At 52.5% G+C, this 21,043-nt stretch carries 27 protein-coding genes; 13 read left to right on the forward strand and 14 right to left on the reverse strand.

The features are described 5' to 3' along the window. The first annotated feature begins 201 nt into the window (after positions 1 to 201). Both elbB and mtgA read left to right on the forward strand, forming a co-directional pair. Positions 202 to 855, forward strand: coding sequence for an isoprenoid biosynthesis glyoxalase ElbB (gene elbB / locus GHC22_RS02415; RefSeq protein WP_153752142.1), 654 nt, complete (start codon positions 202 to 204; stop codon positions 853 to 855). Beyond that, on the forward strand, positions 852 to 1,571 hold the full coding sequence (mtgA, locus tag GHC22_RS02420) for a monofunctional biosynthetic peptidoglycan transglycosylase (protein ID WP_003828772.1): 720 nt from the start codon (positions 852 to 854) through the stop codon (positions 1,569 to 1,571). The genes elbB and mtgA overlap by 4 nt, the downstream gene beginning before the upstream one ends. A 66-nt stretch (positions 1,572 to 1,637) precedes the next feature. On the opposite strand, the gene npr is transcribed toward mtgA, so the two are convergent. From npr to GHC22_RS02475, 11 genes are all read right to left on the reverse strand, one after another. Beyond that, entirely contained in the window at positions 1,638 to 1,910 is a 273-nt protein-coding gene (npr, locus tag GHC22_RS02425) for a PTS phosphocarrier protein NPr (RefSeq protein ID WP_003828770.1), read from the reverse strand. Beyond that, positions 1,907 to 2,761, reverse strand: a complete 855-nt coding sequence (gene rapZ / locus GHC22_RS02430) for an RNase adapter RapZ (RefSeq protein ID WP_003025085.1) — start codon at positions 2,759 to 2,761, stop codon at positions 1,907 to 1,909. The genes npr and rapZ overlap by 4 nt, the downstream gene beginning before the upstream one ends. A gap of 45 nt (positions 2,762 to 2,806) precedes the next feature. Then, complete coding sequence (gene ptsN, locus GHC22_RS02435) at positions 2,807 to 3,298, reverse strand: PTS IIA-like nitrogen regulatory protein PtsN (RefSeq protein ID WP_032945121.1); 492 nt, start codon at positions 3,296 to 3,298, stop codon at positions 2,807 to 2,809. A gap of 83 nt (positions 3,299 to 3,381) precedes the next feature. Next, positions 3,382 to 3,669 carry a ribosome hibernation promoting factor gene (gene hpf, locus GHC22_RS02440; protein WP_003025078.1) on the reverse strand — a complete coding sequence of 96 codons (288 nt, stop codon included), beginning with the start codon at positions 3,667 to 3,669 and terminating at the stop codon, positions 3,382 to 3,384. A gap of 22 nt (positions 3,670 to 3,691) precedes the next feature. Continuing rightward, positions 3,692 to 5,125 (reverse strand): RNA polymerase factor sigma-54, encoded by a 1,434-nt coding sequence (gene rpoN / locus GHC22_RS02445; RefSeq protein WP_137378316.1) that lies wholly within the window; start codon positions 5,123 to 5,125, stop codon positions 3,692 to 3,694. 46 nt (positions 5,126 to 5,171) lie between these two features. Then, a complete protein-coding gene (lptB, locus tag GHC22_RS02450; RefSeq protein ID WP_003828761.1) occupies positions 5,172 to 5,897 on the reverse strand; it encodes an LPS export ABC transporter ATP-binding protein in 726 nt (241 codons plus the stop codon). A gap of 6 nt (positions 5,898 to 5,903) precedes the next feature. Next, positions 5,904 to 6,452, reverse strand: a complete 549-nt coding sequence (lptA, locus tag GHC22_RS02455; protein ID WP_153752144.1) for a lipopolysaccharide ABC transporter substrate-binding protein LptA — start codon at positions 6,450 to 6,452, stop codon at positions 5,904 to 5,906. Beyond that, positions 6,421 to 6,996, reverse strand: coding sequence for an LPS export ABC transporter periplasmic protein LptC (gene lptC / locus GHC22_RS02460; RefSeq protein WP_008785932.1), 576 nt, complete (start codon positions 6,994 to 6,996; stop codon positions 6,421 to 6,423). The genes lptA and lptC overlap by 32 nt, the downstream gene beginning before the upstream one ends. After that, entirely contained in the window at positions 6,993 to 7,559 is a 567-nt protein-coding gene (kdsC, locus tag GHC22_RS02465; protein ID WP_153752146.1) for a 3-deoxy-manno-octulosonate-8-phosphatase KdsC, read from the reverse strand. The genes lptC and kdsC overlap by 4 nt, the downstream gene beginning before the upstream one ends. A gap of 20 nt (positions 7,560 to 7,579) precedes the next feature. Further along, positions 7,580 to 8,566, reverse strand: a complete 987-nt coding sequence (kdsD, locus tag GHC22_RS02470; protein ID WP_003025063.1) for an arabinose-5-phosphate isomerase KdsD — start codon at positions 8,564 to 8,566, stop codon at positions 7,580 to 7,582. Positions 8,567 to 8,579: 13 nt separating this feature from the next. After that, positions 8,580 to 9,557 (reverse strand): calcium/sodium antiporter, encoded by a 978-nt coding sequence (locus GHC22_RS02475; RefSeq protein WP_003828751.1) that lies wholly within the window; start codon positions 9,555 to 9,557, stop codon positions 8,580 to 8,582. A 215-nt stretch (positions 9,558 to 9,772) separates the two neighbouring features. On the opposite strand from GHC22_RS02475, the gene mlaF reads away from it, so the two are divergent. The 7 genes from mlaF to murA all read left to right on the forward strand — a co-directional run bounded on the left by mlaF (position 9,773) and on the right by murA (position 14,621). Continuing rightward, positions 9,773 to 10,585 (forward strand): phospholipid ABC transporter ATP-binding protein MlaF, encoded by an 813-nt coding sequence (gene mlaF / locus GHC22_RS02480; protein ID WP_003828749.1) that lies wholly within the window; start codon positions 9,773 to 9,775, stop codon positions 10,583 to 10,585. A gap of 7 nt (positions 10,586 to 10,592) precedes the next feature. Further along, on the forward strand, positions 10,593 to 11,375 hold the full coding sequence (mlaE, locus tag GHC22_RS02485) for a lipid asymmetry maintenance ABC transporter permease subunit MlaE (RefSeq protein ID WP_003025053.1): 783 nt from the start codon (positions 10,593 to 10,595) through the stop codon (positions 11,373 to 11,375). Between the two features lie 4 nt (positions 11,376 to 11,379). Continuing rightward, positions 11,380 to 11,937: an outer membrane lipid asymmetry maintenance protein MlaD gene (mlaD, locus tag GHC22_RS02490; RefSeq protein WP_003828747.1), complete on the forward strand. Its 558-nt coding sequence runs from the start codon at positions 11,380 to 11,382 to the stop codon at positions 11,935 to 11,937. A gap of 18 nt (positions 11,938 to 11,955) precedes the next feature. Next, a complete protein-coding gene (mlaC, locus tag GHC22_RS02495) occupies positions 11,956 to 12,591 on the forward strand; it encodes a phospholipid-binding protein MlaC (RefSeq protein ID WP_008785928.1) in 636 nt (211 codons plus the stop codon). Beyond that, positions 12,591 to 12,884 (forward strand): lipid asymmetry maintenance protein MlaB, encoded by a 294-nt coding sequence (mlaB, locus tag GHC22_RS02500; protein WP_071444702.1) that lies wholly within the window; start codon positions 12,591 to 12,593, stop codon positions 12,882 to 12,884. The genes mlaC and mlaB overlap by 1 nt, the downstream gene beginning before the upstream one ends. A 169-nt stretch (positions 12,885 to 13,053) precedes the next feature. Beyond that, the gene (ibaG, locus tag GHC22_RS02505; RefSeq protein WP_003025040.1) at positions 13,054 to 13,308 is read left to right on the forward strand and encodes a BolA family iron metabolism protein IbaG; all 255 of its coding nucleotides are present in this window, start codon (positions 13,054 to 13,056) and stop codon (positions 13,306 to 13,308) included. Between the two features lie 53 nt (positions 13,309 to 13,361). After that, entirely contained in the window at positions 13,362 to 14,621 is a 1,260-nt protein-coding gene (gene murA / locus GHC22_RS02510; RefSeq protein ID WP_003839949.1) for a UDP-N-acetylglucosamine 1-carboxyvinyltransferase, read from the forward strand. 56 nt (positions 14,622 to 14,677) lie between these two features. Here the strand turns inward: murA and sfsB are convergent, their stop codons facing one another. Then, positions 14,678 to 14,962 carry a DNA-binding transcriptional regulator SfsB gene (gene sfsB, locus GHC22_RS02515; protein ID WP_003025035.1) on the reverse strand — a complete coding sequence of 95 codons (285 nt, stop codon included), beginning with the start codon at positions 14,960 to 14,962 and terminating at the stop codon, positions 14,678 to 14,680. Positions 14,963 to 15,182: 220 nt separating this feature from the next. Continuing rightward, a complete protein-coding gene (gene ispB / locus GHC22_RS02520) occupies positions 15,183 to 16,154 on the reverse strand; it encodes an octaprenyl diphosphate synthase (protein ID WP_003839953.1) in 972 nt (323 codons plus the stop codon). 258 nt (positions 16,155 to 16,412) lie between these two features. Between ispB and rplU the strand changes: the two genes are divergently transcribed. From rplU to cgtA, 4 genes are all read left to right on the forward strand, one after another. After that, the gene (rplU, locus tag GHC22_RS02525) at positions 16,413 to 16,724 is read left to right on the forward strand and encodes a 50S ribosomal protein L21 (protein ID WP_003025032.1); all 312 of its coding nucleotides are present in this window, start codon (positions 16,413 to 16,415) and stop codon (positions 16,722 to 16,724) included. Between the two features lie 19 nt (positions 16,725 to 16,743). Further along, a complete protein-coding gene (gene rpmA, locus GHC22_RS02530) occupies positions 16,744 to 17,001 on the forward strand; it encodes a 50S ribosomal protein L27 (RefSeq protein ID WP_003025030.1) in 258 nt (85 codons plus the stop codon). 127 nt (positions 17,002 to 17,128) lie between these two features. Then, positions 17,129 to 18,094, forward strand: a complete 966-nt coding sequence (locus tag GHC22_RS02535) for a DMT family transporter (RefSeq protein ID WP_008785922.1) — start codon at positions 17,129 to 17,131, stop codon at positions 18,092 to 18,094. A 15-nt stretch (positions 18,095 to 18,109) separates the two neighbouring features. Continuing rightward, positions 18,110 to 19,282 (forward strand): Obg family GTPase CgtA, encoded by a 1,173-nt coding sequence (gene cgtA, locus GHC22_RS02540; RefSeq protein ID WP_153752148.1) that lies wholly within the window; start codon positions 18,110 to 18,112, stop codon positions 19,280 to 19,282. 100 nt (positions 19,283 to 19,382) lie between these two features. On the opposite strand, the gene dacB is transcribed toward cgtA, so the two are convergent. Continuing rightward, a complete protein-coding gene (gene dacB / locus GHC22_RS02545) occupies positions 19,383 to 20,816 on the reverse strand; it encodes a serine-type D-Ala-D-Ala carboxypeptidase (protein ID WP_032945109.1) in 1,434 nt (477 codons plus the stop codon). Between the last annotated feature and the right edge of the window lie 227 nt (positions 20,817 to 21,043).

Raw genomic sequence — 21,043 nt, forward strand, 5'->3', positions numbered from 1 at the left:
TGCGCCAACACCAGGGAAATCGTGGCTGCGCCGTAAATTATTATCATTGTTTACAAGGGCGCAGCCCTAATTTTCAGGCCGCACGCAGTTAAGATAGCAAATCTTAAATAATTTGTTACATGAATCAGTTAAATGTGTGAAGCGTAGCATTTAAATCATAATAACTAATATGTTTCAGCCAGTTGAGAAAGGAGTATTACGATGAAAAAAGTGGGTGTAGTGCTCAGCGGATGCGGCGTGTATGACGGTGCAGAGATCCATGAAACTGTTCTCACGCTTCTGGCCATTGCCCGCAACGGCGCTCAGGCTGTCTGTTTCGCGCCAGATAAACAACAAGCGGATGTGATTAATCATCTGACCGGCGAGCCGATGCTGGAAACTCGCAATGTGCTGATTGAAGCCGCGCGTATCACACGTGGCGATATTCGCCCACTTGCGCAGGCAGTCTCATCGGAACTGGATGCGTTGATCGTGCCGGGTGGGTTTGGGGCGGCCAAAAATCTGAGCAATTTTGCCAGTCAGGGCAGCGAATGCCGGGTTGACAGCGATTTAGCCGCGCTGGCGGTGACCATGCATCAGGCGGGTAAGCCGTTGGGGTTTATGTGCATTGCGCCTGCCATGTTACCAAAAATTTTTGACTTCCCGCTGCGTCTGACCATCGGCACTGATATCGACACGGCAGAGGTGCTGGAAGAGATGGGCGCTGAGCATGTGCCTTGTCCGGTTGATGACATTGTCGTCGATGAAGACAACAAAATCGTCACCACGCCTGCCTATATGCTGGCGCAGGACATCGCTCAGGCTGCGAGTGGCATCGATAAACTGGTATCGCGTGTGCTGGTGCTGACTGAATGAGAAAAGGAGTAACCGCCTTTCTGCGACGTATTTTTCTGCGGGTGGTGGTTGTCCTCGCCGTATTCTGGGGCGGGGGCATCGCACTTTTCAGCGTGATGCCTGTGCCTTTCTCGGCGGTAATGGTCGAGCGACAGCTGGGCGCATGGCTGTCCGGTGATTTCGGCTATGTGGCGCACTCGGACTGGGTGAGTATGGATGAGATCTCACCGTGGATGGGACTGGCGGTGATTGCTGCAGAGGACCAGAAGTTTCCAGACCACTGGGGGTTTGACGTCACCGCCATAGAGAAAGCGCTGGCGCACAATGAACGCAATGAAAACCGCATTCGCGGGGCGTCAACGTTATCGCAACAGACGGCGAAAAACCTCTTTTTGTGGGATGGACGTAGCTGGGTGCGTAAGGGCCTTGAAGCCGGGCTAACGCTGGGTATGGAAACCGTCTGGAGTAAGAAACGTATTCTGACCGTCTATTTGAATATCGCCGAGTTTGGCGATGGGATATTTGGCGTGGAGGCGGCGGCGCAACGGTATTTTCATAAACCGGCCAGTCGGTTGAGCCTGTCTGAAGCGGCCTTGCTGGCGGCAGTATTGCCCAATCCTTTGCGTTTTAAGGCGAATGCGCCTTCTGGTTATGTGCGTAACCGCCAAGCCTGGATTATGCGCCAAATGCGCCAGTTAGGTGGTGAGTCGTTTATGCGGGAAAATAAGCTGTATTAGCGTAGTTATTGCCGGATGCGGCGTAAACGCCTTATCCGGCCTACTGGCTACGTACTGTGTACTCGATTAATCTTCATCAAACCCTGAATTAAACAGGGCAATCACTGCGGCCAGGGCTTCTACTTCCTGTGGTCCCGTGGCTTCGACTTCTATCTGACGCCCTTTGGCTGAATCCAGCATCAGCAGAGCGATAACGCTGTTGGCCTCGGCTTCCGTTCCTTCATCATTACGCAGCAAAACTTCTGCTTCGAAACCCTGCATCAATTCAAACAGTTTCATCGCTGGGCGGGCATGCATGCCCAGCTTATTGGTGATTTCAACGGTTTGCTTCACGGTCATGATTTACGTTTTTCCAGCGTACGATGGCGTGACTGCACGTTTTTACCGCGTGAGCGGAAGTAGTCTGCCAGCTGCTCTGCAATATACACCGAACGGTGTTTCCCGCCGGTACAGCCGATGGCTACGGTAAGGTAGCTACGGTTGTTGGTCTCCAGCATGGGTAACCATAGCTCAAGATAGCTGCGAGTCTGGTAGATAAAATTGTGTACTTCTGTGTGCCTGTCGAGGAATGCGGCGACAGGGCGGTCAAGACCGGTCATTGGGCGCAGCTTCGGATCCCAGTGTGGGTTAGGCAGGAAGCGCACGTCAAAGACGTAATCCGCATCAATCGGGATACCGTGTTTGAAACCAAAGGATTCGAATACCATCGTCAATTCACGTTCACGTTTACCCAGCAGTCGGGTACGTAACATTTCTGCCAGTTCGTGTACGGACATTTCGGAGGTATCAACGATCAGGTCAGCGCGAGAGCGTAGAGGCTCCAGCAAATCGCTTTCCTTATCGATAGCGCTTTCCAGAGACAAGTTCTTGCTGGAGAGCGGGTGTAAACGGCGCGTGTCGCTGTAGCGACGAATCAACGTGTTACGGTCTGCATCAAGGAACAGCAGCTGTGGTGAGAAACCCTCGGGCAGATTATTCATTGCCTGCTCGAAAATTTCCGGGGACTCAGGCATGTTGCGCACATCAATGCTGACGGCCGCAGAAATCTGGCGATCGGCCAGTGTACGAGCCAGATCGGGCAACAGCACTACGGGAAGGTTATCCACGCAGTAAAAACCCATATCTTCCAGCGCACGCAGGGCGACAGATTTACCTGACCCTGAACGGCCGCTGACGATCATCAGTACCATGTACTGTTTCTCCTCACAACGACAAAAAAGGATGCCATTGGGTTGTTATGCTTCATCCTGTCCACCTTCGGTGTCCGTGATGATTTGATACAACTCCTGGTCACTCTGCGCGGCGCGCAGACGACGACAGATGGTTTTATCTGCCAGACGTTTTGCGACCAGTGACAACGTATGCAAATGCGTCTTGGTTTGGTCTGCCGGGACCAGCAGGGCGAAAAGCAGATCGACAGGTTGATTATCAATGGCGTCGAAGGCGATGGGTGTTTCGAGTTGAACAAACACACCAACCGCGCGCATCGTGTCTTCTTCCAGCTTTCCGTGCGGGATAGCAATACCATTACCGATGCCGGTACTGCCCATTTTTTCACGCGTCAGAATGGCTTCAAATACCACCTGAGCAGGCAAGCTAAGCTGTTTTGCCGCAAGTTCGCTGATGATTTCCAGTGCGCGTTTCTTGCTTTGGCAGTGAACGCCTGCGCGTGTACATTCCTGGTTAAGAACAGTGCTCAGTTGTAGAGTCGTATCGTTATTTGTCATAATTTCACCTAAGCGCTAACTGTACAAATGGCCCGTTGTGCTACACAACAGGCCGTCCTGCACCCGCTAACTGCCCGGACAAGTTAGTGCTGTTTCAGTTTATCTTTATGTTTTGTTAACTGCCGAGCCAGTTTATCAATTAAACCGTCAATGGCGGCGTACATATCCTGACCTTCCGCGCTGGCATGAATTTCGCCACCGTTCACATGCAGTGTTGCATCCGAGATATGTGTAACCTTCTCCACTTTCAACACAATATAGACCTGATTAATCCGGTCGAAATATTGTTCGAGCTTGGCAAATTTTGTATTCACAAAATCGCGCAGGGCTTCGGTGATTTCGACGTTGTTTCCAGTGATGTTGAGCTGCATAGTGTCTTCCTTATCGGTTGGGTCACACCAGCTGTTTGCGCTGGTTAGACGGCGGAATGGATAAAGACTCTCGGTACTTCGCAACGGTGCGGCGTGCCACCATGATACCCTGTTCTGACAGCATAGAGGTTAACTTGCTGTCACTCAGCGGTTTCGCGGGGTTTTCCGCAGCAATTAATTTCTTCACCAGCGCACGGATAGCTGTGGATGAGGCTTCACCTCCGCCTTCAGTGTTAACGTGACTGGAAAAGAAATACTTCAATTCAAAAATGCCGCGCGGACTGTGCAGATACTTTTGCGTGGTCACACGGGAAATGGTCGATTCGTGCATCTCGACGGCCTGGGCGATATCCGCCAGCACCATCGGTTTCATAAACTCTTCGCCTTGCTCAAAGAAAGCTTGCTGCTGCTCAACGATGCAGCGGCTGACGCGCAGCAACGTATCATTGCGGCTTTCCAGGCTTTTAATCAGCCACTTCGCATCTTGCAGATTGCTACGAATAAACTGGCTGTCGGCATCGTTGCGCGCGCTATTGCACATGGCGGCGTAGTGCTGGTTAATCTGTAAGCGCGGAATGCTGTCGCCGTTGAGTTCGACCGCCCAGCGATCGTTATGCTTACGCACCAGCACATCCGGAATGACGTACTCCGGCTCGCCGGTCTGGATCGATTGCCCTGGGCGGGGATCAAGCGACTGGATGAGGTTGACGGCTTCTTTCAGCACGTCTTCTTTCAGCCGGGTCACGCGCATCAGGGTGCGGAAGTCATGGTTAGCTAACAGATCGAGGTGATCGCTGATGATCAGACGCGCTTCTTCCAGCCACGGTGTGGCTTTATCAAACTGCGAAAGTTGGATCAGTAAGCAGTCACGGAGATCTTTGGCGGCCACGCCAACGGGATCAAAGCGCTGAACGCGTTTAAGCACGGCTTCGATTTCGTCCATACCGACGTCGTCATCGCCCATGCTTTCGAGAATATCGTCCAGGGTCACGGTGAGATAACCGGTTTCGTCTACCGCATCCACAATGGATGTCGCAATGGCGCGATCGGTATCCGAGAACGGGGTCAGTTCCACTTGCCACATCAGGTAATCCTGTAGTGATTGCGTGGTCTCACCCTGATACACAGGCAGCTCGTCGTCGATGTAATCTCCGCTGGTGCCCGAAGGCGTCCCGGCGGTGTAAATTTCATCCCAACTGGCGTCAAGCGGTAACTCCTCAGGCATCTCTTTTTGTTCGAGTGCATCTGCGGTGTCGAGGGTTTCGCTGTCCTGTTTTTCCTGGGTATCAATTTCGTCGTGAAGATCGGTTTGCTCGAGCAGTGGGTTACTTTCCAGCGCTTGCTGAAGTTCTTGCTGAAGTTCCAGCGTGGACAGCTGCAACAGACGGATAGCCTGTTGTAGCTGAGGCGTCATCGCCAGTTGTTGGCTAAGCCTGAGTTGCAAACCTTGCTTCATGTTCAGAGTTGTTTTCTCCTGCAGTGACGTGAAGTCTTCTACCCTATCAGAGTCTGAAGTCTTCCCCAAGGTATACGCGCTTAACGTGCTCATCCTGCAGTATTTCTGTTGGCGTGCCGTGCGCGATCAGGTGTCCCTGACTTACGATATAGGCGCGCTCACACACTGCCAGCGTTTCGCGGACGTTGTGGTCGGTAATCAGCACGCCAAGGCCGCTGTCGCGAAGGTGTTCGATGATCCGTTTAATATCAATAACAGAAATCGGGTCAACACCGGCAAACGGTTCATCCAGCAGGATAAATTTCGGATTAGCGGCCAGTGCGCGAGCGATCTCCACGCGGCGTCGTTCACCACCGGAGAGCGACTGACCTAAGCTGTCGCGCAGGTGCTCGATGTGGAATTCTTCCATCAGCTCGTTGGCCCGATCTTCCCGCTGCTCGCTGGTCAGATCGTCACGAATTTGCAGTACCGCCATCAGGTTATCAAACACGCTCAGGCGACGGAAAATCGATGCTTCCTGCGGTAAGTAGCCGATGCCGCGACGCGCGCGCGCATGCAGAGGCAGCAGACTGATGTCTTCGTCATCAATGATAATGTTACCCGCATCGCGCGGGACAATGCCGACTACCATGTAAAAGGTTGTTGTCTTGCCTGCACCGTTAGGACCGAGCAGACCGACGATCTCCCCGGAGTTGACGGTCAGACTGACATCTTCAACCACACGACGGCCTTTATAGGCTTTTGCAAGGTTCTTTGCAGTTAATGTTGCCATAACGAATCAGTTACCTTTTTTCTCTGCCGGAGCCTTGTTTTTGTCCTGCAACTGCGACGGAACCAGAACGGTGGTGACGCGTTTGCCTTTATCGCTGAAGGCCTGCATTTTCTGCTCTTTTACCAGATAAGTGATCTTATCGCCCGTGATGTTGCTATCGAGCTGTTCCAGATACGCCTTGCCGGTGAGAACGACAAAGTCTTTCGCCAGTTCATAGTGCATCTGAGAGGCGTGGCCTTTAACCGGTTTACCGTTGTCCTGCATCTGGTAAAACGTCGCTGGATTGCCATAGCCATCAATCACTTCTTTGCCGTCTTCACCGCCAGGACGGGTCACGACGACTTTATCGGCGTTAATTTTGATGGTGCCCTGAGTCACAATCACGTTGCCAGTAAACGTCACCACGTTGCCCTGCATATCCAGGGACTGCTGGTCCGATTCAATGTGAATCGGCTGCTCGGTATCGCCGGTGACGGCAAATGCCGGAATGCTGGCGGCCAGAAGTGAGCTGGCAACTACAAGATTAAGGCTGAGTTTGTTTGTTTTGGATTTCATATGAGGTTCTAACCTTTTCAATCAGCTCGGCGTTCTTGCTGCGTAAGTTGCCGCGCATCTTCAGTCCGCTGGAGTTAAATGTTGTGCCATACAACGTCACCAGATCATCGGAAGTGACGTCTTGTGTCACCAGGTTAATCTGCGCGTTATCGGTCGTAATTCTGCGTAGTTGAGAGTCAGGCACCAGGGCGTTAACCTCAACATGGCCGTACAGATACAGCATCCGATCGTTGGTCAATTTGGCTTTGTCGGCCTTGATCGTCCAGGTCGGTACTTTATCCTTATCAAACGTGGTTAATACTGGTTGAGTAAACCACGAAACCGCTTGTTCCGAATAATATTCAACGTGTTGTGCGATCAAGTGATAGCTCAGCGCGCCTTCCGGACTATACACGACGGTATCAGTATGTTCGCTCTTATAGGTTGGCTCGTTGTTATTGACGACGACCTGAGTGGTGTCATCTTTGTCTGCCAGATTAATACCAATCATCACAAGGACAGCCAGCGACAGTAGAATGATAACCCAACGTCTGGTTTTGCTCATATCGATTGCCCTTTGGCCTCGTCCAGTTTGCCCTGCGCCAGGAGTAATAAATCGCAGACTTCACGCACAGCGCCACGTCCCCCATCAATGTGGGTGACATAATCAGCTCGCGGGATCAGCAAAGGGTGGGCATCTGCCACCGCGACGCTTAATCCCACTTTAGCCATCACCGGCCAGTCGATCAGGTCATCGCCAACGTAGGCGACATTCCCCGGCGCGATCGCCAGTTTGCTAAGGAGATCGCCAAAGGCAACCAGCTTGTCTGACTGCCCCTGATACAGGTGGGTGATCCCCAAAGTGGCACAGCGATCTTCTACAAGTTTAGCCTTTCGTCCGGTAATAATGGCAACCTCAATACCGGAAGTGAGCGCACAGCGAATTCCGTAACCATCACGGACGTTAAAAGCCTTCAGCTCTTCACCGTTGTTGCCCATATAAATCAGACCATCAGACAGTACGCCATCCACATCCAGGATCAGCAAACGGATGTTTTCTGCCCGGGTGATAACGTCTGCGCTGACGGGTCCATAACAGGTCGCAAGCGACGCACCTGCTTTACTCATTTTCGTTATCCTTGAGTTTCTTACACTACACCTGCACGCAGCAGATCATGCATATGTAACACACCGAGTAATTGGTCGCCATCAGCAACCATTACCGAGGTGATATGGCGGGACTGCATTAAGTTCAGGGCATCGACGGCAAGAATACCCGGACGCACGCGAATGCCTCCAGGGGTCATCACATCGGCAATGCCTAACTGGCGTACATCAACGCCCATATCGAAGACACGACGTAAATCGCCATCGGTGAAAATACCGTCAATCTTCATGGCATCATCGCAAATGACGGTCATGCCGAGATTTTTACGCGTGATCTCAATTAAGGCGTCACGCAGGCTGGCGTTTTTGGTCACATGCGGGATCTCGTCGCCCGTATGCATAATATCGTTAACGCGCAGTAAAAGCTTACGACCCAGTGCGCCACCGGGATGAGACAACGCAAAATCTTCCGCGGTAAAGCCGCGCGCTTTTAATAATGCCACCGCTAGGGCATCGCCCATCACCAGTGTTGCTGTCGTACTGCTGGTCGGTGCCAGACCTAACGGACAAGCTTCCTTGGGCACTTTAACACACAGATGCACATCTGCCGCACGCGCCATACTGCTTTCAGGACGACCGGTCATGCAGATAAGCGGTACATGAAGACGTTTTAATACCGGGATCAGCGCCGCTATCTCATTGGATTCACCGGAGTTAGAGATGGCAATGACCACATCCTGCGGCGAGACCATACCCAGATCGCCATGTGCGGCTTCGCCTGGGTGTACAAAAAATGAGGGGGTGCCGGTGCTGGCAAATGTGGCTGCCATTTTCCGCCCGATATGGCCGGATTTCCCCATTCCCATCACCACCACTTTGCCCGGGCAGCTGAATATTTTCTCGCATGCGAGGGTAAAATTTTGGTTGATGTACTGATCAAGCTCCGCCAGGCCTTCACGTTCAATTGCCAGGACTTCCTTGCCTGCTTGCTGAAAGTCAAAACCCGGTTGCAACTCTAAGTGCGACATAATGCGTTTCCAGTTATCCAACGAGAAGTGGCGATAACCAATACAGCATCGCCAGCCATATGATAAAACCGCCGGTCAGCAGCGCACCTGCGCCGCGACCAATCTGGCGCGGACGTCGCCAGCAGAGTAGTGCAAAAATCACGCTCACCAGCAGCATGACGCTATAGTCACGGGTGAAGGCCATCGGGTTGACTTCACCCGGCGTAATCAGCGCCGGTAGCCCGAGGACGATAACGATATTAAAAATGTTTGCGCCGATAATGTTACCGACGGCAATATCATTTTCACCTTTACGCAGACCCGCAATCGCTGTTGCCAGCTCCGGCAGGCTGGTACCAATGGCGACCACTGTCAGCCCGATAGTAAGTTCGCTCATGGCGAAATAGTTCGCCAGTACGGTCGCGTTGTCCACCACCATACGTGTTGCCATTGGCATGATAATCAGCGCAATGCCCAACCACAAAAATGCGACCGGTAATCCGCCTTCGCGCGGCAGCTCAGCTATCTGCTCACGTGTCAGGCTGTCATTGCCTTGTCGCTCGGCCAGACGGGCGATTTTAACAATGAATAGCAGCCATAGCACGGCCAGAAGCAGAAGAAAGAAACCGTCGCTGCGGCTTAACTGCCCGTCATACAGGACGGATGCAGCTAAAATACTTACCAGCAACATTAGCGGTAATTCACGACGCAGAACATCAGAATGCACGGTAAAAGGATGAATCAGCGCCGACAGGCCTAAAATAAGCAGAATGTTGGTGATGTTAGAACCTATAGCGGTCCCGACAGCCAGATCGAGTTGCCCATTCATCGATGCGGCAACGGAGACAATTATCTCGGGTAACGACGTACCCATGCTGACCACGGTCATTCCGATGATAATGGGAGGAATACCGAAGTTTCGACATAAAATGGATGCAGCAAATACCAGACGGTCGGCACCGTAGACCACCAGAAGTAAACCAATTATTAACAGCGCCGTCGCTAAAAGCATCTAAAGTCCTTTCTTCAGGTATACTCGCCGGTCCACTTGAAGGATCTTCTGGAAGCCGTAACGAAGTCTTAATTTTGACTTTATGCGGCTAAAAAGTAAAACAAATGCCAGCTTTCGCTAACCAGGACAGGCAATAATCTGTAAATATGTTGAGTTCATGGCTAAATTGAGCGCCAAACTCTTCGATCAACGAGGCAATAGTAAAGGATGAATCAATGGGGCAGTCTGTGGCGAATCTAGTCGATATGCGCGATGTCAGCTTTTCCCGGGGTGACCGCTGCATCTTTGATAATATTTCCCTGACGGTACCGCGCGGTAAGGTGACGGCGATCATGGGGCCATCAGGCATCGGCAAAACGACGCTGTTGCGTCTGATTGGCGGACAGATCCCCCCGGATAAGGGCGAGATCCTGTTTGACGGTGAGAACGTCCCGGCCATGTCCCGTTCGCGTTTATTTACCGTGCGTAAGCGCATGAGTATGCTGTTTCAGTCTGGTGCGCTATTTACCGACATGAATGTGTTTGACAACGTCGCGTACCCTCTGCGCGAGCATACGACGTTGCCAGCGCCGTTGCTGAAGAGCACGGTGATGATGAAACTCGAGGCCGTCGGCCTGCGGGGTGCGGCCAAATTAATGCCTTCTGAATTATCCGGTGGGATGGCGCGTCGCGCCGCGTTAGCACGTGCTATCGCGCTGGAGCCAGACCTCATCATGTTTGATGAGCCGTTCGTCGGCCAGGATCCCATCACCATGGGCGTTCTGGTGAAGCTAATTTCAGAACTGAACAGCGCGCTGGGCGTCACCTGTGTGGTGGTATCCCATGATGTGCCTGAGGTACTGAGTATTGCGGATTACGCCTATATAATGGCGGACAAAAAAATAGTGGCCTACGGTAGTGCTCAGGCACTACAAGAAAATGCCGATCCGCGCGTACGCCAGTTCCTTGACGGCATTGCCGATGGACCGGTTCCGTTCCGTTACCCGGCGGGCGACTACCACATCGATTTACTCAAAACAGGGAGTTAAGCCACCCATGTTGTTAAATGCGCTGGCATCACTCGGACATCGGGGAATAAAAACCCTCAGGACGTTCGGGCGAGCCGGATTAATGTTGTTCAATGCGGTTGTCGGCAAGCCGGAGTTTCGCAAACATGCGCCGCTGCTGATCCGCCAGCTCTATAATGTCGGTGTCTTATCGATGCTGATCATTATTGTTTCTGGCGTATTCATCGGTATGGTGCTGGGGTTGCAGGGATACCTGGTGCTGACCACCTACAGCGCGGAAACCAGCCTCGGTATGCTGGTGGCACTGTCATTGTTACGTGAGTTGGGACCGGTTGTTGCGGCGCTGCTGTTTGCCGGGCGGGCCGGGTCGGCCTTAACCGCAGAAATTGGCCTGATGCGGGCGACCGAACAGCTTTCCAGTCTGGAGATGATGGCCGTCGATCCACTGCGCCGGGTGATTTCCCCACGTTTTTGGGCTGGCGTCATTTCATTGCCGTTGCTGACGATTATTTTTGTCGCAGTGGGTATCTGGGGTGGTTCACTGGTTGGCGTAAGCTGGAAGGGTATTGATGCAGGCTTCTTCTGGTCGGCTATGCAAAATGCCGTCGACTGGCGTCTGGACCTGGTCAACTGTCTGATTAAGAGCGTGGTGTTCGCCATTACGGTCACCTGGATTGCATTGTTCAATGGTTATGATGCGATCCCGACCTCTGCTGGGATTAGCCGGGCAACGACACGCACCGTTGTGCACGCCTCTCTTGCCGTTCTGGGGCTGGATTTTGTGCTGACCGCACTGATGTTTGGGAATTGAGTTCATGCAAACGAAAAAAAATGAAATTTGGGTCGGGTTATTCCTGTTGGTTGCGCTGCTGGCAGCGCTGTTTGTTTGCCTGAAGGCGGCGAACGTTACCTCAATGCGTACTGAGCCGACTTACACGATTTATGCGACCTTTGATAATATCGGCGGCCTGAGAGAGCGTTCTCCGGTGCGGATTGGCGGAGTGGTAGTTGGACGCGTATCGGACATCTCGTTAGATCCGAAAACGTACCTGCCGCGCGTGACGCTGGAAATCGAATCGCGTTTTAACCATATTCCTGACACCAGTTCTCTGAGCATCCGTACTTCCGGTCTGCTGGGCGAACAGTATCTGGCATTGAATGTGGGTTTTGAAGATCCTGAGCTGGGAACGTCTATCCTCAAAGATGGCGGTACGATTCAGGACACGAAATCCGCGATGGTGCTGGAAGATATGATTGGTCAGTTCCTTTACAACAGCAACAGTAAAGGTGATGACAATAAGAATTCTGGCGATGCGCCAGCCGCAACTGACGGCAATAATGAAGCCACTACGCCTGCGGGCGCAACGAAATAATCTCAGGAGAATCGACGTATGTTTAAACGATTGATGATGGTGGCTATGCTGGTGATTGCCCCGCTTAGCGCAGCAACTGCAGCCGACCAAACGAACCCGTACAAACAGATGAATGAGGCGGCGCAGAAGACATTTGACCGTCTGAAGAATGAACAGCCTAAAATCCGCGCAAACCCAGATTACCTGCGTCAGGTTGTCGATCAGGAACTGTTGCCATACGTGCAGGTTAAATATGCGGGTGCGCTGGTACTGGGGCGCTACTACAAAGATGCGACCCCTGCTCAGCGTGAAGCCTATTTTGCCGCATTCCGTGAATATCTGAAGCAGGCCTACGGCCAGGCTCTGGCGATGTACCATGGCCAGACTTATGAAATTGCACCAGAGCAACCGCTGGGTGATGCGACCATCGTGCCTATCCGCGTAACCATCATCGATCCAAACGGTCGTCCTCCGGTACGTTTGGATTTCCAGTGGCGTAAAAACTCCCAGACCGGTAACTGGCAGGCTTATGACATGATTGCTGAAGGCGTAAGTATGATCACCACCAAACAAAATGAGTGGAGCGACCTGCTGCGTACCAAAGGTATTGATGGCCTGACGGCGCAGCTGAAATCTATTGCTCAGCAGAAAATCACGCTGGAAGAGAAAAAATAATGACGCAGTCACTCACCTGGTCGCGTGAAGGTGACAAGCTGGTGCTGGTGGGGGAGCTGGATCAGGACGTGTTAAACCCATTATGGGATGCGCGAATTGAGGCGATGAAAGGAGTATCCTGCATCGACCTGAACCAGGTATCCCGGGTAGATACCGGCGGTCTGGCGTTACTGTTGCATCTGATTAATCAGGGCAAGCAGCAGGGAAACAGCGTTTCACTCACTGGTGTTAACGATAAAGTGTACACGCTGGCGCAGCTTTACAATCTGCCTGACGACGTCCTTCCGCGTTAATTTTTCCAGGCCGGATAAGGTCTTGTGCCGCTATCCGGCAAAACCCCTGAGGGGGATCTGCCACTAAAGCCTTGTCTGATTTATCAGCGAGGCTTTTTGCTTATTTATGACAGCGCCACTTTGCTCTAAGATGTTGGGCTGTTTTCACTATCTGACGAATGAAGAGCCCATGGAAAATAATGAAATTCAGAGCGTGCTGATGAATGCACTCTCCCTCCAGGAAGTCCACGTTTCTGGCGACGGCAGTCACTTTCAGGTTATTGCCGTGGGTGAGATGTTTGAAGGCATGAGCCGGGTCAAGAAGCAGCAATCGGTCTATGGCCCGTTGATGGAGTACATTGCGGACAACCGCATTCATGCCGTGTCGATTAAGGCGTTTACCCCAGCGGAATGGGCGCGCGATCGCAAACTTAACGGTTTTTGAGCTACGGGTGATGTGCCGGTAGCGAAGATAAATTCTTAACAGAGAACAGAATAATGGATAAATTTCGTGTTCAGGGGCCAACTAAGCTCCAGGGCGAAGTCACAATTTCAGGCGCTAAAAACGCCGCACTGCCGATCCTGTTTGCGGCGCTGCTGGCTGAAGAACCTGTAGAGATCCAAAACGTCCCGAAACTGAAGGACGTTGACACATCAATGAAGCTGCTGAGCCAACTGGGTGCGAAAGTTGAGCGTAATGGTTCTGTGCACATCGATGCGCGTGATGTGAACGTCTTCTGTGCGCCGTACGATCTGGTGAAAACCATGCGTGCATCCATTTGGGCGCTCGGGCCGCTGGTTGCCCGCTTTGGTCAGGGCCAGGTTTCACTTCCGGGCGGCTGCACCATCGGCGCACGTCCGGTTGACCTGCACATTACCGGCCTGGAGCAGTTAGGCGCGACTATTAAGCTGGAAGAAGGCTATGTGAAGGCGTCCGTTGATGGCCGTCTGAAAGGCGCGCATATCGTCATGGACAAAGTGAGCGTCGGCGCGACGGTCACCATCATGTGCGCAGCAACGCTTGCCGAAGGCACTACCATCATCGAAAACGCCGCGCGCGAGCCGGAGATCGTGGATACCGCGAACTTCCTGATTGCGCTGGGCGCGAAGATCACGGGTCAGGGCACTGATCGTATTACCATCGAAGGCGTTGAGCGTCTTGGCGGTGGTGTTTATCGCGTTCTGCCAGATCGTATCGAAACCGGTACCTTCCTGGTGGCGGCGGCAATTTCTCGCGGCAAAATTATCTGCCGTAATGCACAGCCGGACACGCTGGATGCCGTTCTGGCGAAGCTGCGTGATGCGGGTGCGGATATTGAAGTGGGTGATGATTGGATCAGCCTTGATATGCACGGTAAACGTCCGAAAGCGGTCAATGTGCGTACTGCACCGCATCCGGCGTTCCCTACCGACATGCAGGCCCAGTTCACGTTGCTGAACCTGGTAGCTGAAGGGACCGGATTCATCACGGAAACCGTGTTTGAGAACCGCTTTATGCACGTGCCTGAGCTGAGCCGTATGGGTGCTCACGCAGAAATCGAAAGCAATACCGTGATTTGCCACGGCGTGGAAACGCTCTCTGGCGCACAGGTTATGGCGACCGATCTGCGCGCATCTGCAAGCCTGGTGCTGGCAGGGTGTATTGCTGAAGGTACGACGGTAGTCGACCGTATTTATCACATCGATCGCGGCTATGAGCGCATCGAAGATAAACTGCGTGCGCTGGGCGCAAACATTGAGCGCGTGAAAGGCGAGTAATCGTCAACGTCTCTTGTAACCCCCAGTTCAGTTGGCCGGGGGTTACAGCTCAATGTTCATTCCGGATTCTTTTTCTCTCTGCGACTCCTCATCATCCGCGTTCTGTCGATGAACTCATGCGTTTTGGCATCGTGATAGCGTGACGGCCAAATCACCCAGGGGTCAGTTCCCAGTGCCCGGGCGATAATCAACTCACCTTTTGGCCATGGTCTCGTTAACGCATTGGCCAGCGTTGATGAACTCAATCCATTTTTACGTGATTCAGCGGCCATTGAGGTCCCTTTCTTGCGCAGTCCGGCGATGATGTCGGCCGGATGCCAGTCAATCAGCTTGCTTTCCATCAATTCATCTCTCCTTTGGTTAACGGCTTACGGTTTCACGATCGGTTGTGCCGACACTATAACGCCCGAAGAACGAATGTTCTAAAATGTTCATGTAAAGTGTGTGTATATTCAGAATATGCCAAGGTTATGCGTGATTATCTGGAAGGGGTAAATGCTTACAGGAACTTATAAGAAAATCCCGTGCAGTGCACGGGATGAGGGAGGATGCTGTAGGGAATTAACGGTCGCGCTGTACGGCAATATGTGCCAGACCAATCAGCGCTTCTCTCCACGGTGTATCGGGCAGCACCTGCAGCGCAGCGATGGCTTTATCAGCCTCTTCTTCTGCCCGCTGACGGGTCCATTCCAGAGAACCACAGGCATTCATCGCTTCCAGAACCGGTTCCAGAAGGTGACGGCCATTACCTTGCTCAATGGCCTGGCGGATCATTAGCGCTTGTTCTGGGGTGCCATGGCGCATGGCATGCAGCAGTGGCAGCGTTGGTTTACCCTCGTTGAGGTCATCACCGACGTTTTTACCCAGTTGCTCGCCATCTGCGCTGTAATCCAGCAAATCGTCAATTAACTGGAAAGCGGTACCGAGATAACGGCCATAATCTTGCAACCCTTTTTCTTGTTCTTCGCTACAGCCAGCCAGAATACCTGAACATTGGGCTGCCGCTTCAAACAAACGCGCGGTCTTACTGTAGATGACGCGCATATAGTTTTCTTCGGTGATGTCCGGGTCGTTGACGTTCATCAACTGCAAGACTTCACCTTCGGCAATGACGTTGACTGCTTTCGACATGACTTCCAGCACTTTCAACGAGCCAAGGCTGGTCATCATCTGAAATGCACGGGTATAGATAAAATCGCCAACCAGCACGCTGGCCGCATTACCAAACGCCGCATTTGCCGTAGCTTTCCCACGGCGCATGTCTGACTCATCCACAACATCGTCGTGCAGCAGGGTCGCTGTGTGGATAAACTCGATGAGGGCCGCAATCGTAACGTGCGCATTTTCCTGGTAACCAACGGCTCGCGCGGCGAGGACGGCGATCATTGGGCGAATGCGTTTTCCGCCGCCGCTAACGATGTAGTACCCCAGTTGATTGATCAACTGAACGTCGGAATTGAGCTGTTCAAGGATTGTCGCATTGACCCCCGCCATATCTTGCGCGGTTAACTCATTGATTTTTTCTAAATTCATCGCAAAAGCCGGGCTTCTCGCCCCGATTACCTTACTGTGTGGGAAGGTAACGTCGGGTTTAGGGTTATAAATATATGCTGATTGTACTGAAAAAACGCCGTAGATAAACGTTACCGTACGTGTTGTGTTTTTTTTCTTCATGTATTGACGGTAGCACTTGTCAAAGGCTCGCGTTTTGCGTAATATTCGCGCCCTATTGTGAATATTTATAGCGCACTCTGAATCATCAAAAAGGTGTGCGCGGAAGCGGAGTTTTTTATGTACGCGGTTTTCCAAAGTGGTGGTAAACAACACCGAGTAAGCGAAGGTCAGACCGTTCGCCTGGAAAAGCTGGACATCGCAACTGGCGAATCTGTTGAATTCGCAGAAGTTCTGATGATCGCAAACGGTGAAGAAGTCAAAATCGGCGTTCCTTTCGTTGATGGCGGCGTTATCAAAGCTGAAGTCGTTGCTCACGGTCGTGGCGAGAAAGTTAAAATTGTTAAGTTTCGTCGTCGTAAACACTACCGTAAGCAGCAGGGCCATCGTCAGTGGTTCACTGATGTGAAAATCACTGGCATCAGCGCTTAAGTTAAGGGGAGCAGATTAAATGGCACATAAAAAGGCTGGCGGCTCGACTCGTAACGGTCGCGATTCAGAAGCTAAACGTCTGGGCGTAAAACGCTTCGGCGGTGAAACAGTTCTGGCTGGTAGCATCATCGTTCGTCAACGTGGTACTAAATTCCACGCTGGCTCCAACGTTGGTTGCGGCAAAGACCACACTCTGTTTGCTAAAGCAGACGGTAAAGTGAAATTTGAAGTGAAAGGCCCGAAAAACCGTAAATTCATCAGCATCGTTGCTGAATAAGTTTTTCGCGTCCCGGTAACGGATAAAAGCCCCGCAACACGTTGCGGGGCTTTTTACATTCGACGGCCGGTAAATACGCTCGTCGCGCCGTGACAACCCGGAAACGAGCCCTTGCAGGGAATACGGCATGAAGCAGCAGGCAGGCATTGGTATTCTGTTAGCACTCACAACGGCGGTATGTTGGGGCGCTTTGCCAATAGCAATGAAGCAAGTGCTGGAGGTGATGGAGCCTCCTACCGTGGTGTTCTACCGTTTTTTAATGGCAAGCGTTGGCCTTGGCGCTATTCTTGCGGTTAAAAAAAAGCTCCCTCCGTTGCGTATTTTTCGCAAAGCGCGTTGGCTGGTGTTGCTGGCTATCGCAACCGGTGGGCTGTTCGGTAACTTCATTCTGTTTAGTTCATCCTTGCAGTATTTGAGCCCAACGGCTTCGCAGGTTATCGGTCAGCTGTCACCGGTTGGTATGATGATCGCCAGCGTCTTTATCCTGAAAGAAAAGATGCGCGGCACGCAGGTGATTGGCGCCATTATGCTTCTGAGCGGCCTGGTCCTGTTTTTTAATACCAGTCTGATCGAAATTTTTACCCGACTCACCGATTACACCTGGGGCGTTATCTTTGGTGTCGGTGCGGCGATGGTCTGGGTGAGCTATGGGGTCGCGCAAAAGGTGTTATTGCGCCGCCTGGCATCACCGCAGATCCTGTTTTTACTGTACACTTTATGTACGATTGCGTTGTTGCCGCTGGCTAAACCCGGTGTCATCACGCAGCTCAGCGACTGGCAGCTGGCATGCCTGATATTCTGCGGCCTGAATACGCTGGTAGGATATGGCGCTCTCGCGGAAGCGATGGCGCGTTGGCAGGCGGCGCAGGTGAGCGCTCTTATCACGCTCACACCGCTGTTTACGTTGTTATTTTCAGATTTATTATCACTGGCCTGGCCCGATTTCTTCGCCAGACCGATGCTAAACCTATTAGGTTATCTCGGTGCGTTTATCGTGGTTGCGGGCGCGATGTATTCCGCCATTGGTCATCGAATTTGGGGCGGTTTACGTAAGCATGAAACGGTGGTTTCGCAACCCCGCTCAGGCGAATGATTTACGGAGAGTAAAATGAAGTTTGTTGATGAAGCATCGATTCTGGTCGTTGCAGGTGATGGCGGTAATGGTTGCGTCAGCTTCCGCCGCGAAAAGTACATCCCAAAAGGCGGTCCGGACGGTGGTGATGGTGGTGACGGTGGTGACGTTTGGCTGGAAGCCGACGAAAACCTGAACACGCTGATCGATTACCGTTTTGAAAAATCATTCCGTGCGGAACGTGGTCAGAATGGCGCGAGCCGTGATTGCACCGGTAAGCGTGGCAAAGACGTTACCATTAAAGTACCTGTTGGTACGCGTGTTATCGATCAGGGCACGGGCGAAACCATGGGCGACATGACCAAACACGGTCAGCGTCTGATGGTCGCTAAAGGTGGCTGGCACGGTCTGGGCAACACCCGTTTCAAATCCTCGGTTAACCGTACTCCGCGTCAGAAAACAATGGGTACGCCGGGTGATAAGCGCGATCTGATGCTGGAGCTGATGCTGCTGGCGGACGTGGGTATGCTGGGCATGCCAAACGCCGGGAAATCGACGTTTATCCGTGCGGTGTCCGCGGCGAAGCCGAAAGTCGCTGATTATCCGTTTACCACTCTGGTGCCGAGCCTGGGCGTGGTGCGTATGGACAACGAAAAGAGCTTCGTGGTTGCCGACATTCCGGGATTGATTGAAGGCGCGGCTGAAGGCGCAGGCCTGGGCATCCGCTTCCTGAAACACCTGGAACGTTGCCGTGTACTGCTTCACCTCATCGATATCGATCCGATTGATGGCTCTGATCCAGTTGAAAACGCACGTATCATTATTGGCGAACTGGAAAAATACAGTCAGGATCTGGCATCTAAACCGCGCTGGTTAGTGTTCAACAAAATTGATTTGATGGACAAGGCTGAAGCGGAAGAGAAAGCGAAAGCGATCGCCGAAGCGTTGGATTGGGAAGGTAAATATTACCTGATCTCTGCCGCCAGCCAACTGGGCGTGAAAGATCTCTGCTGGGATGTGATGACCTTTATCATCGAGAACCCGATTGTTCAGGCTGAAGAAGCGAAACAGCCAGAGAAAGTTGAGTTCATGTGGGATGATTATCACCGCCAGCAGCTCGCTGAAGTCGAAGACGAAGCGGAAGATGACTGGGATGACGATTGGGACGAAGACGACGAAGAAGGCGTTGAGTTCATCTACAAGCGTTAATCTCGTCGCCGGATGGCGCTAGCGCTTATCCGGCCTACGGACGGCATCATATCGTAGGCCGGATAAGACGCGTTAGCGTCGACATCCGGCAATAATGCACTCAGTTATTCTGATAAATATCCTTGTACAACCGGCTCTCGAAGCGCACCAACGGAATACGGCGATTACGCTGGTCAGCTGGCTCTACCGCATAACCAGATAAATACTGCACGAATGCCATGCGTTGGCCGCTTGCCGTGGTGATGAAACCTGCGAGGTTATAAACCCCCTGCAGCGAGCCTGTCTTCGCCGATACTTTGCCATCCACACCAGCCTGATGCAGACCCGCACGGTATTGCAGAGAGCCGTCGTGGCCCGCCAGCGGCAGCATAGTGATAAAGTTCAGCTCGTTATCGTGTTGAGCGATATATTGCAGCACCTGCATCATGGTCGCTGGGGCAATCAGGTTATGGCGGGAGAGGCCAGAACCGTCGGCAATAATAGTGTTGCCGATATCGACGCCTGCCTGCTGACGCAAAATCTGGCGCACGGCGTCAGAACCCGCCCGCCAGGTGCCCGGCACGTTAAATCGGGCATGACCAATCATACGGAAAACGGTATCGGCAATCATGTTGTCCGATTTTTTTAGCATAATCTTAAGCAGGTCGTGCAGCGGTGCCGACTGCTTACTGGCGACCACCGTTCCTGGTTCGTTGACCAACGTCTGGCGCAGCAGTGTACCGCTGTAGGTGATACCTGCTTGTTTTAGCTCATCTTTGATAATTGCCCCGGCATAGCTGGCACCGTCCTGAATGGCGAACGCCAGCGGCAGCGGATCGGCACGTTGTGGCAGGCATCCAGTCAGCGTATAGCGGTTGAGATCACCGGGAACCACATCCAGTTCACAATATTGCGCTTCCGCAGAACCTCGGGCGAGAGTTCGCACCTGACTGAACATGGTGACCGGGTAATAAGATGCCACGCGAATAAAGGCGAGATCGTTGGGTTTTTGCGCGCTGTAGAGTGAAACCGAGAAACAGTTTCTATCGACAATAGCCGCTGCGGGCGGTGCGCTAAAACACTGCGTCATGTCGTTCCAGGGCCAGCCGGGCGCTTTATCATGACTGGCAAAAATAGAGGTGTCGATCAGGACATTCCCGGCAATTTGCGTCACACCTGATTTTTTCAGGGTTGCCACCATATTGCGAATATCCTGGCGTTTTAGCGTCGGATCGGCACCAAATCGTGCCACTAAGTCACCTTTCAATACGCCACCTTCCACGCTGCCTTTGGTCTCGAGCGTGGTGGTAAAACGAAAGTCAGGCCCGAGCTGAATCAATGCCGCCAGCGCGGTGATTACTTTCTGGGTACTGGCGGGCAGCGCCATCTGCTGGCTATGAAAATCAATAGCGGGTGCAGGTGCGCCAACCTTCTGTACCATAAGGGCGAGGTTGGCCCCGGCAGGGAGCTGATTGATATACTCGTCGACGTTCGCAGCCTGAACGCTGAACGCTATACTGGCAGTCAATCCGATGGTAAATCTGGAAAATCGCATAATCTCGCGCTAACAACCTGGAAACAGGCCGTCATACTACGGCGCAACGCCCCAAAAAGTAAACGATGACCCATAAGGAACTCCAGGGTAAAATGATCATCAAATAGAGAATTGTAGCTGACCTGGGACCTTGAGCCCCGGGTCGGTATTTTTTTGCTTCTGACTCTGGCATGACACACGCCAGGGTGGGCTTAGCAGCCGGGGTGAGAGCAACTACCCCCTACAGG

The organism is Citrobacter sp. H12-3-2 (genome assembly GCF_009649895.1).
GTDB classification, from domain to species: domain Bacteria; phylum Pseudomonadota; class Gammaproteobacteria; order Enterobacterales; family Enterobacteriaceae; genus Citrobacter; species Citrobacter portucalensis.

What these genes read in the sequence shown, in the direction of transcription:
- lptB (WP_003828761.1), bottom strand. Translation starts at nt 5,897, where the DNA reads ATGGCAACATTAACTGCAAAGAACCTTGCAAAAGCCTATAAAGGCCGT.
- mlaC (WP_008785928.1), top strand. Translation starts at nt 11,956, where the DNA reads ATGTTTAAACGATTGATGATGGTGGCTATGCTGGTGATTGCCCCGCTT.
- rpmA (WP_003025030.1), top strand. Translation starts at nt 16,744, where the DNA reads ATGGCACATAAAAAGGCTGGCGGCTCGACTCGTAACGGTCGCGATTCA.
- rpoN (WP_137378316.1), bottom strand. Translation starts at nt 5,125, where the DNA reads ATGAAGCAAGGTTTGCAACTCAGGCTTAGCCAACAACTGGCGATGACG.
- ibaG (WP_003025040.1), top strand. Translation starts at nt 13,054, where the DNA reads ATGGAAAATAATGAAATTCAGAGCGTGCTGATGAATGCACTCTCCCTC.
- sfsB (WP_003025035.1), bottom strand. Translation starts at nt 14,962, where the DNA reads ATGGAAAGCAAGCTGATTGACTGGCATCCGGCCGACATCATCGCCGGA.
- kdsD (WP_003025063.1), bottom strand. Translation starts at nt 8,566, where the DNA reads ATGTCGCACTTAGAGTTGCAACCGGGTTTTGACTTTCAGCAAGCAGGC.
- dacB (WP_032945109.1), bottom strand. Translation starts at nt 20,816, where the DNA reads ATGCGATTTTCCAGATTTACCATCGGATTGACTGCCAGTATAGCGTTC.
- ptsN (WP_032945121.1), bottom strand. Translation starts at nt 3,298, where the DNA reads ATGACAAATAACGATACGACTCTACAACTGAGCACTGTTCTTAACCAG.
- hpf (WP_003025078.1), bottom strand. Translation starts at nt 3,669, where the DNA reads ATGCAGCTCAACATCACTGGAAACAACGTCGAAATCACCGAAGCCCTG.
- murA (WP_003839949.1), top strand. Translation starts at nt 13,362, where the DNA reads ATGGATAAATTTCGTGTTCAGGGGCCAACTAAGCTCCAGGGCGAAGTC.
- elbB (WP_153752142.1), top strand. Translation starts at nt 202, where the DNA reads ATGAAAAAAGTGGGTGTAGTGCTCAGCGGATGCGGCGTGTATGACGGT.
- mtgA (WP_003828772.1), top strand. Translation starts at nt 852, where the DNA reads ATGAGAAAAGGAGTAACCGCCTTTCTGCGACGTATTTTTCTGCGGGTG.
- rapZ (WP_003025085.1), bottom strand. Translation starts at nt 2,761, where the DNA reads ATGGTACTGATGATCGTCAGCGGCCGTTCAGGGTCAGGTAAATCTGTC.
- cgtA (WP_153752148.1), top strand. Translation starts at nt 18,110, where the DNA reads ATGAAGTTTGTTGATGAAGCATCGATTCTGGTCGTTGCAGGTGATGGC.
- mlaD (WP_003828747.1), top strand. Translation starts at nt 11,380, where the DNA reads ATGCAAACGAAAAAAAATGAAATTTGGGTCGGGTTATTCCTGTTGGTT.
- mlaF (WP_003828749.1), top strand. Translation starts at nt 9,773, where the DNA reads ATGGGGCAGTCTGTGGCGAATCTAGTCGATATGCGCGATGTCAGCTTT.
- mlaB (WP_071444702.1), top strand. Translation starts at nt 12,591, where the DNA reads ATGACGCAGTCACTCACCTGGTCGCGTGAAGGTGACAAGCTGGTGCTG.
- kdsC (WP_153752146.1), bottom strand. Translation starts at nt 7,559, where the DNA reads ATGAGTAAAGCAGGTGCGTCGCTTGCGACCTGTTATGGACCCGTCAGC.
- rplU (WP_003025032.1), top strand. Translation starts at nt 16,413, where the DNA reads ATGTACGCGGTTTTCCAAAGTGGTGGTAAACAACACCGAGTAAGCGAA.
- lptA (WP_153752144.1), bottom strand. Translation starts at nt 6,452, where the DNA reads ATGAAATCCAAAACAAACAAACTCAGCCTTAATCTTGTAGTTGCCAGC.
- GHC22_RS02535 (WP_008785922.1), top strand. Translation starts at nt 17,129, where the DNA reads ATGAAGCAGCAGGCAGGCATTGGTATTCTGTTAGCACTCACAACGGCG.
- npr (WP_003828770.1), bottom strand. Translation starts at nt 1,910, where the DNA reads ATGACCGTGAAGCAAACCGTTGAAATCACCAATAAGCTGGGCATGCAT.
- GHC22_RS02475 (WP_003828751.1), bottom strand. Translation starts at nt 9,557, where the DNA reads ATGCTTTTAGCGACGGCGCTGTTAATAATTGGTTTACTTCTGGTGGTC.
- lptC (WP_008785932.1), bottom strand. Translation starts at nt 6,996, where the DNA reads ATGAGCAAAACCAGACGTTGGGTTATCATTCTACTGTCGCTGGCTGTC.
- mlaE (WP_003025053.1), top strand. Translation starts at nt 10,593, where the DNA reads ATGTTGTTAAATGCGCTGGCATCACTCGGACATCGGGGAATAAAAACC.
- ispB (WP_003839953.1), bottom strand. Translation starts at nt 16,154, where the DNA reads ATGAATTTAGAAAAAATCAATGAGTTAACCGCGCAAGATATGGCGGGG.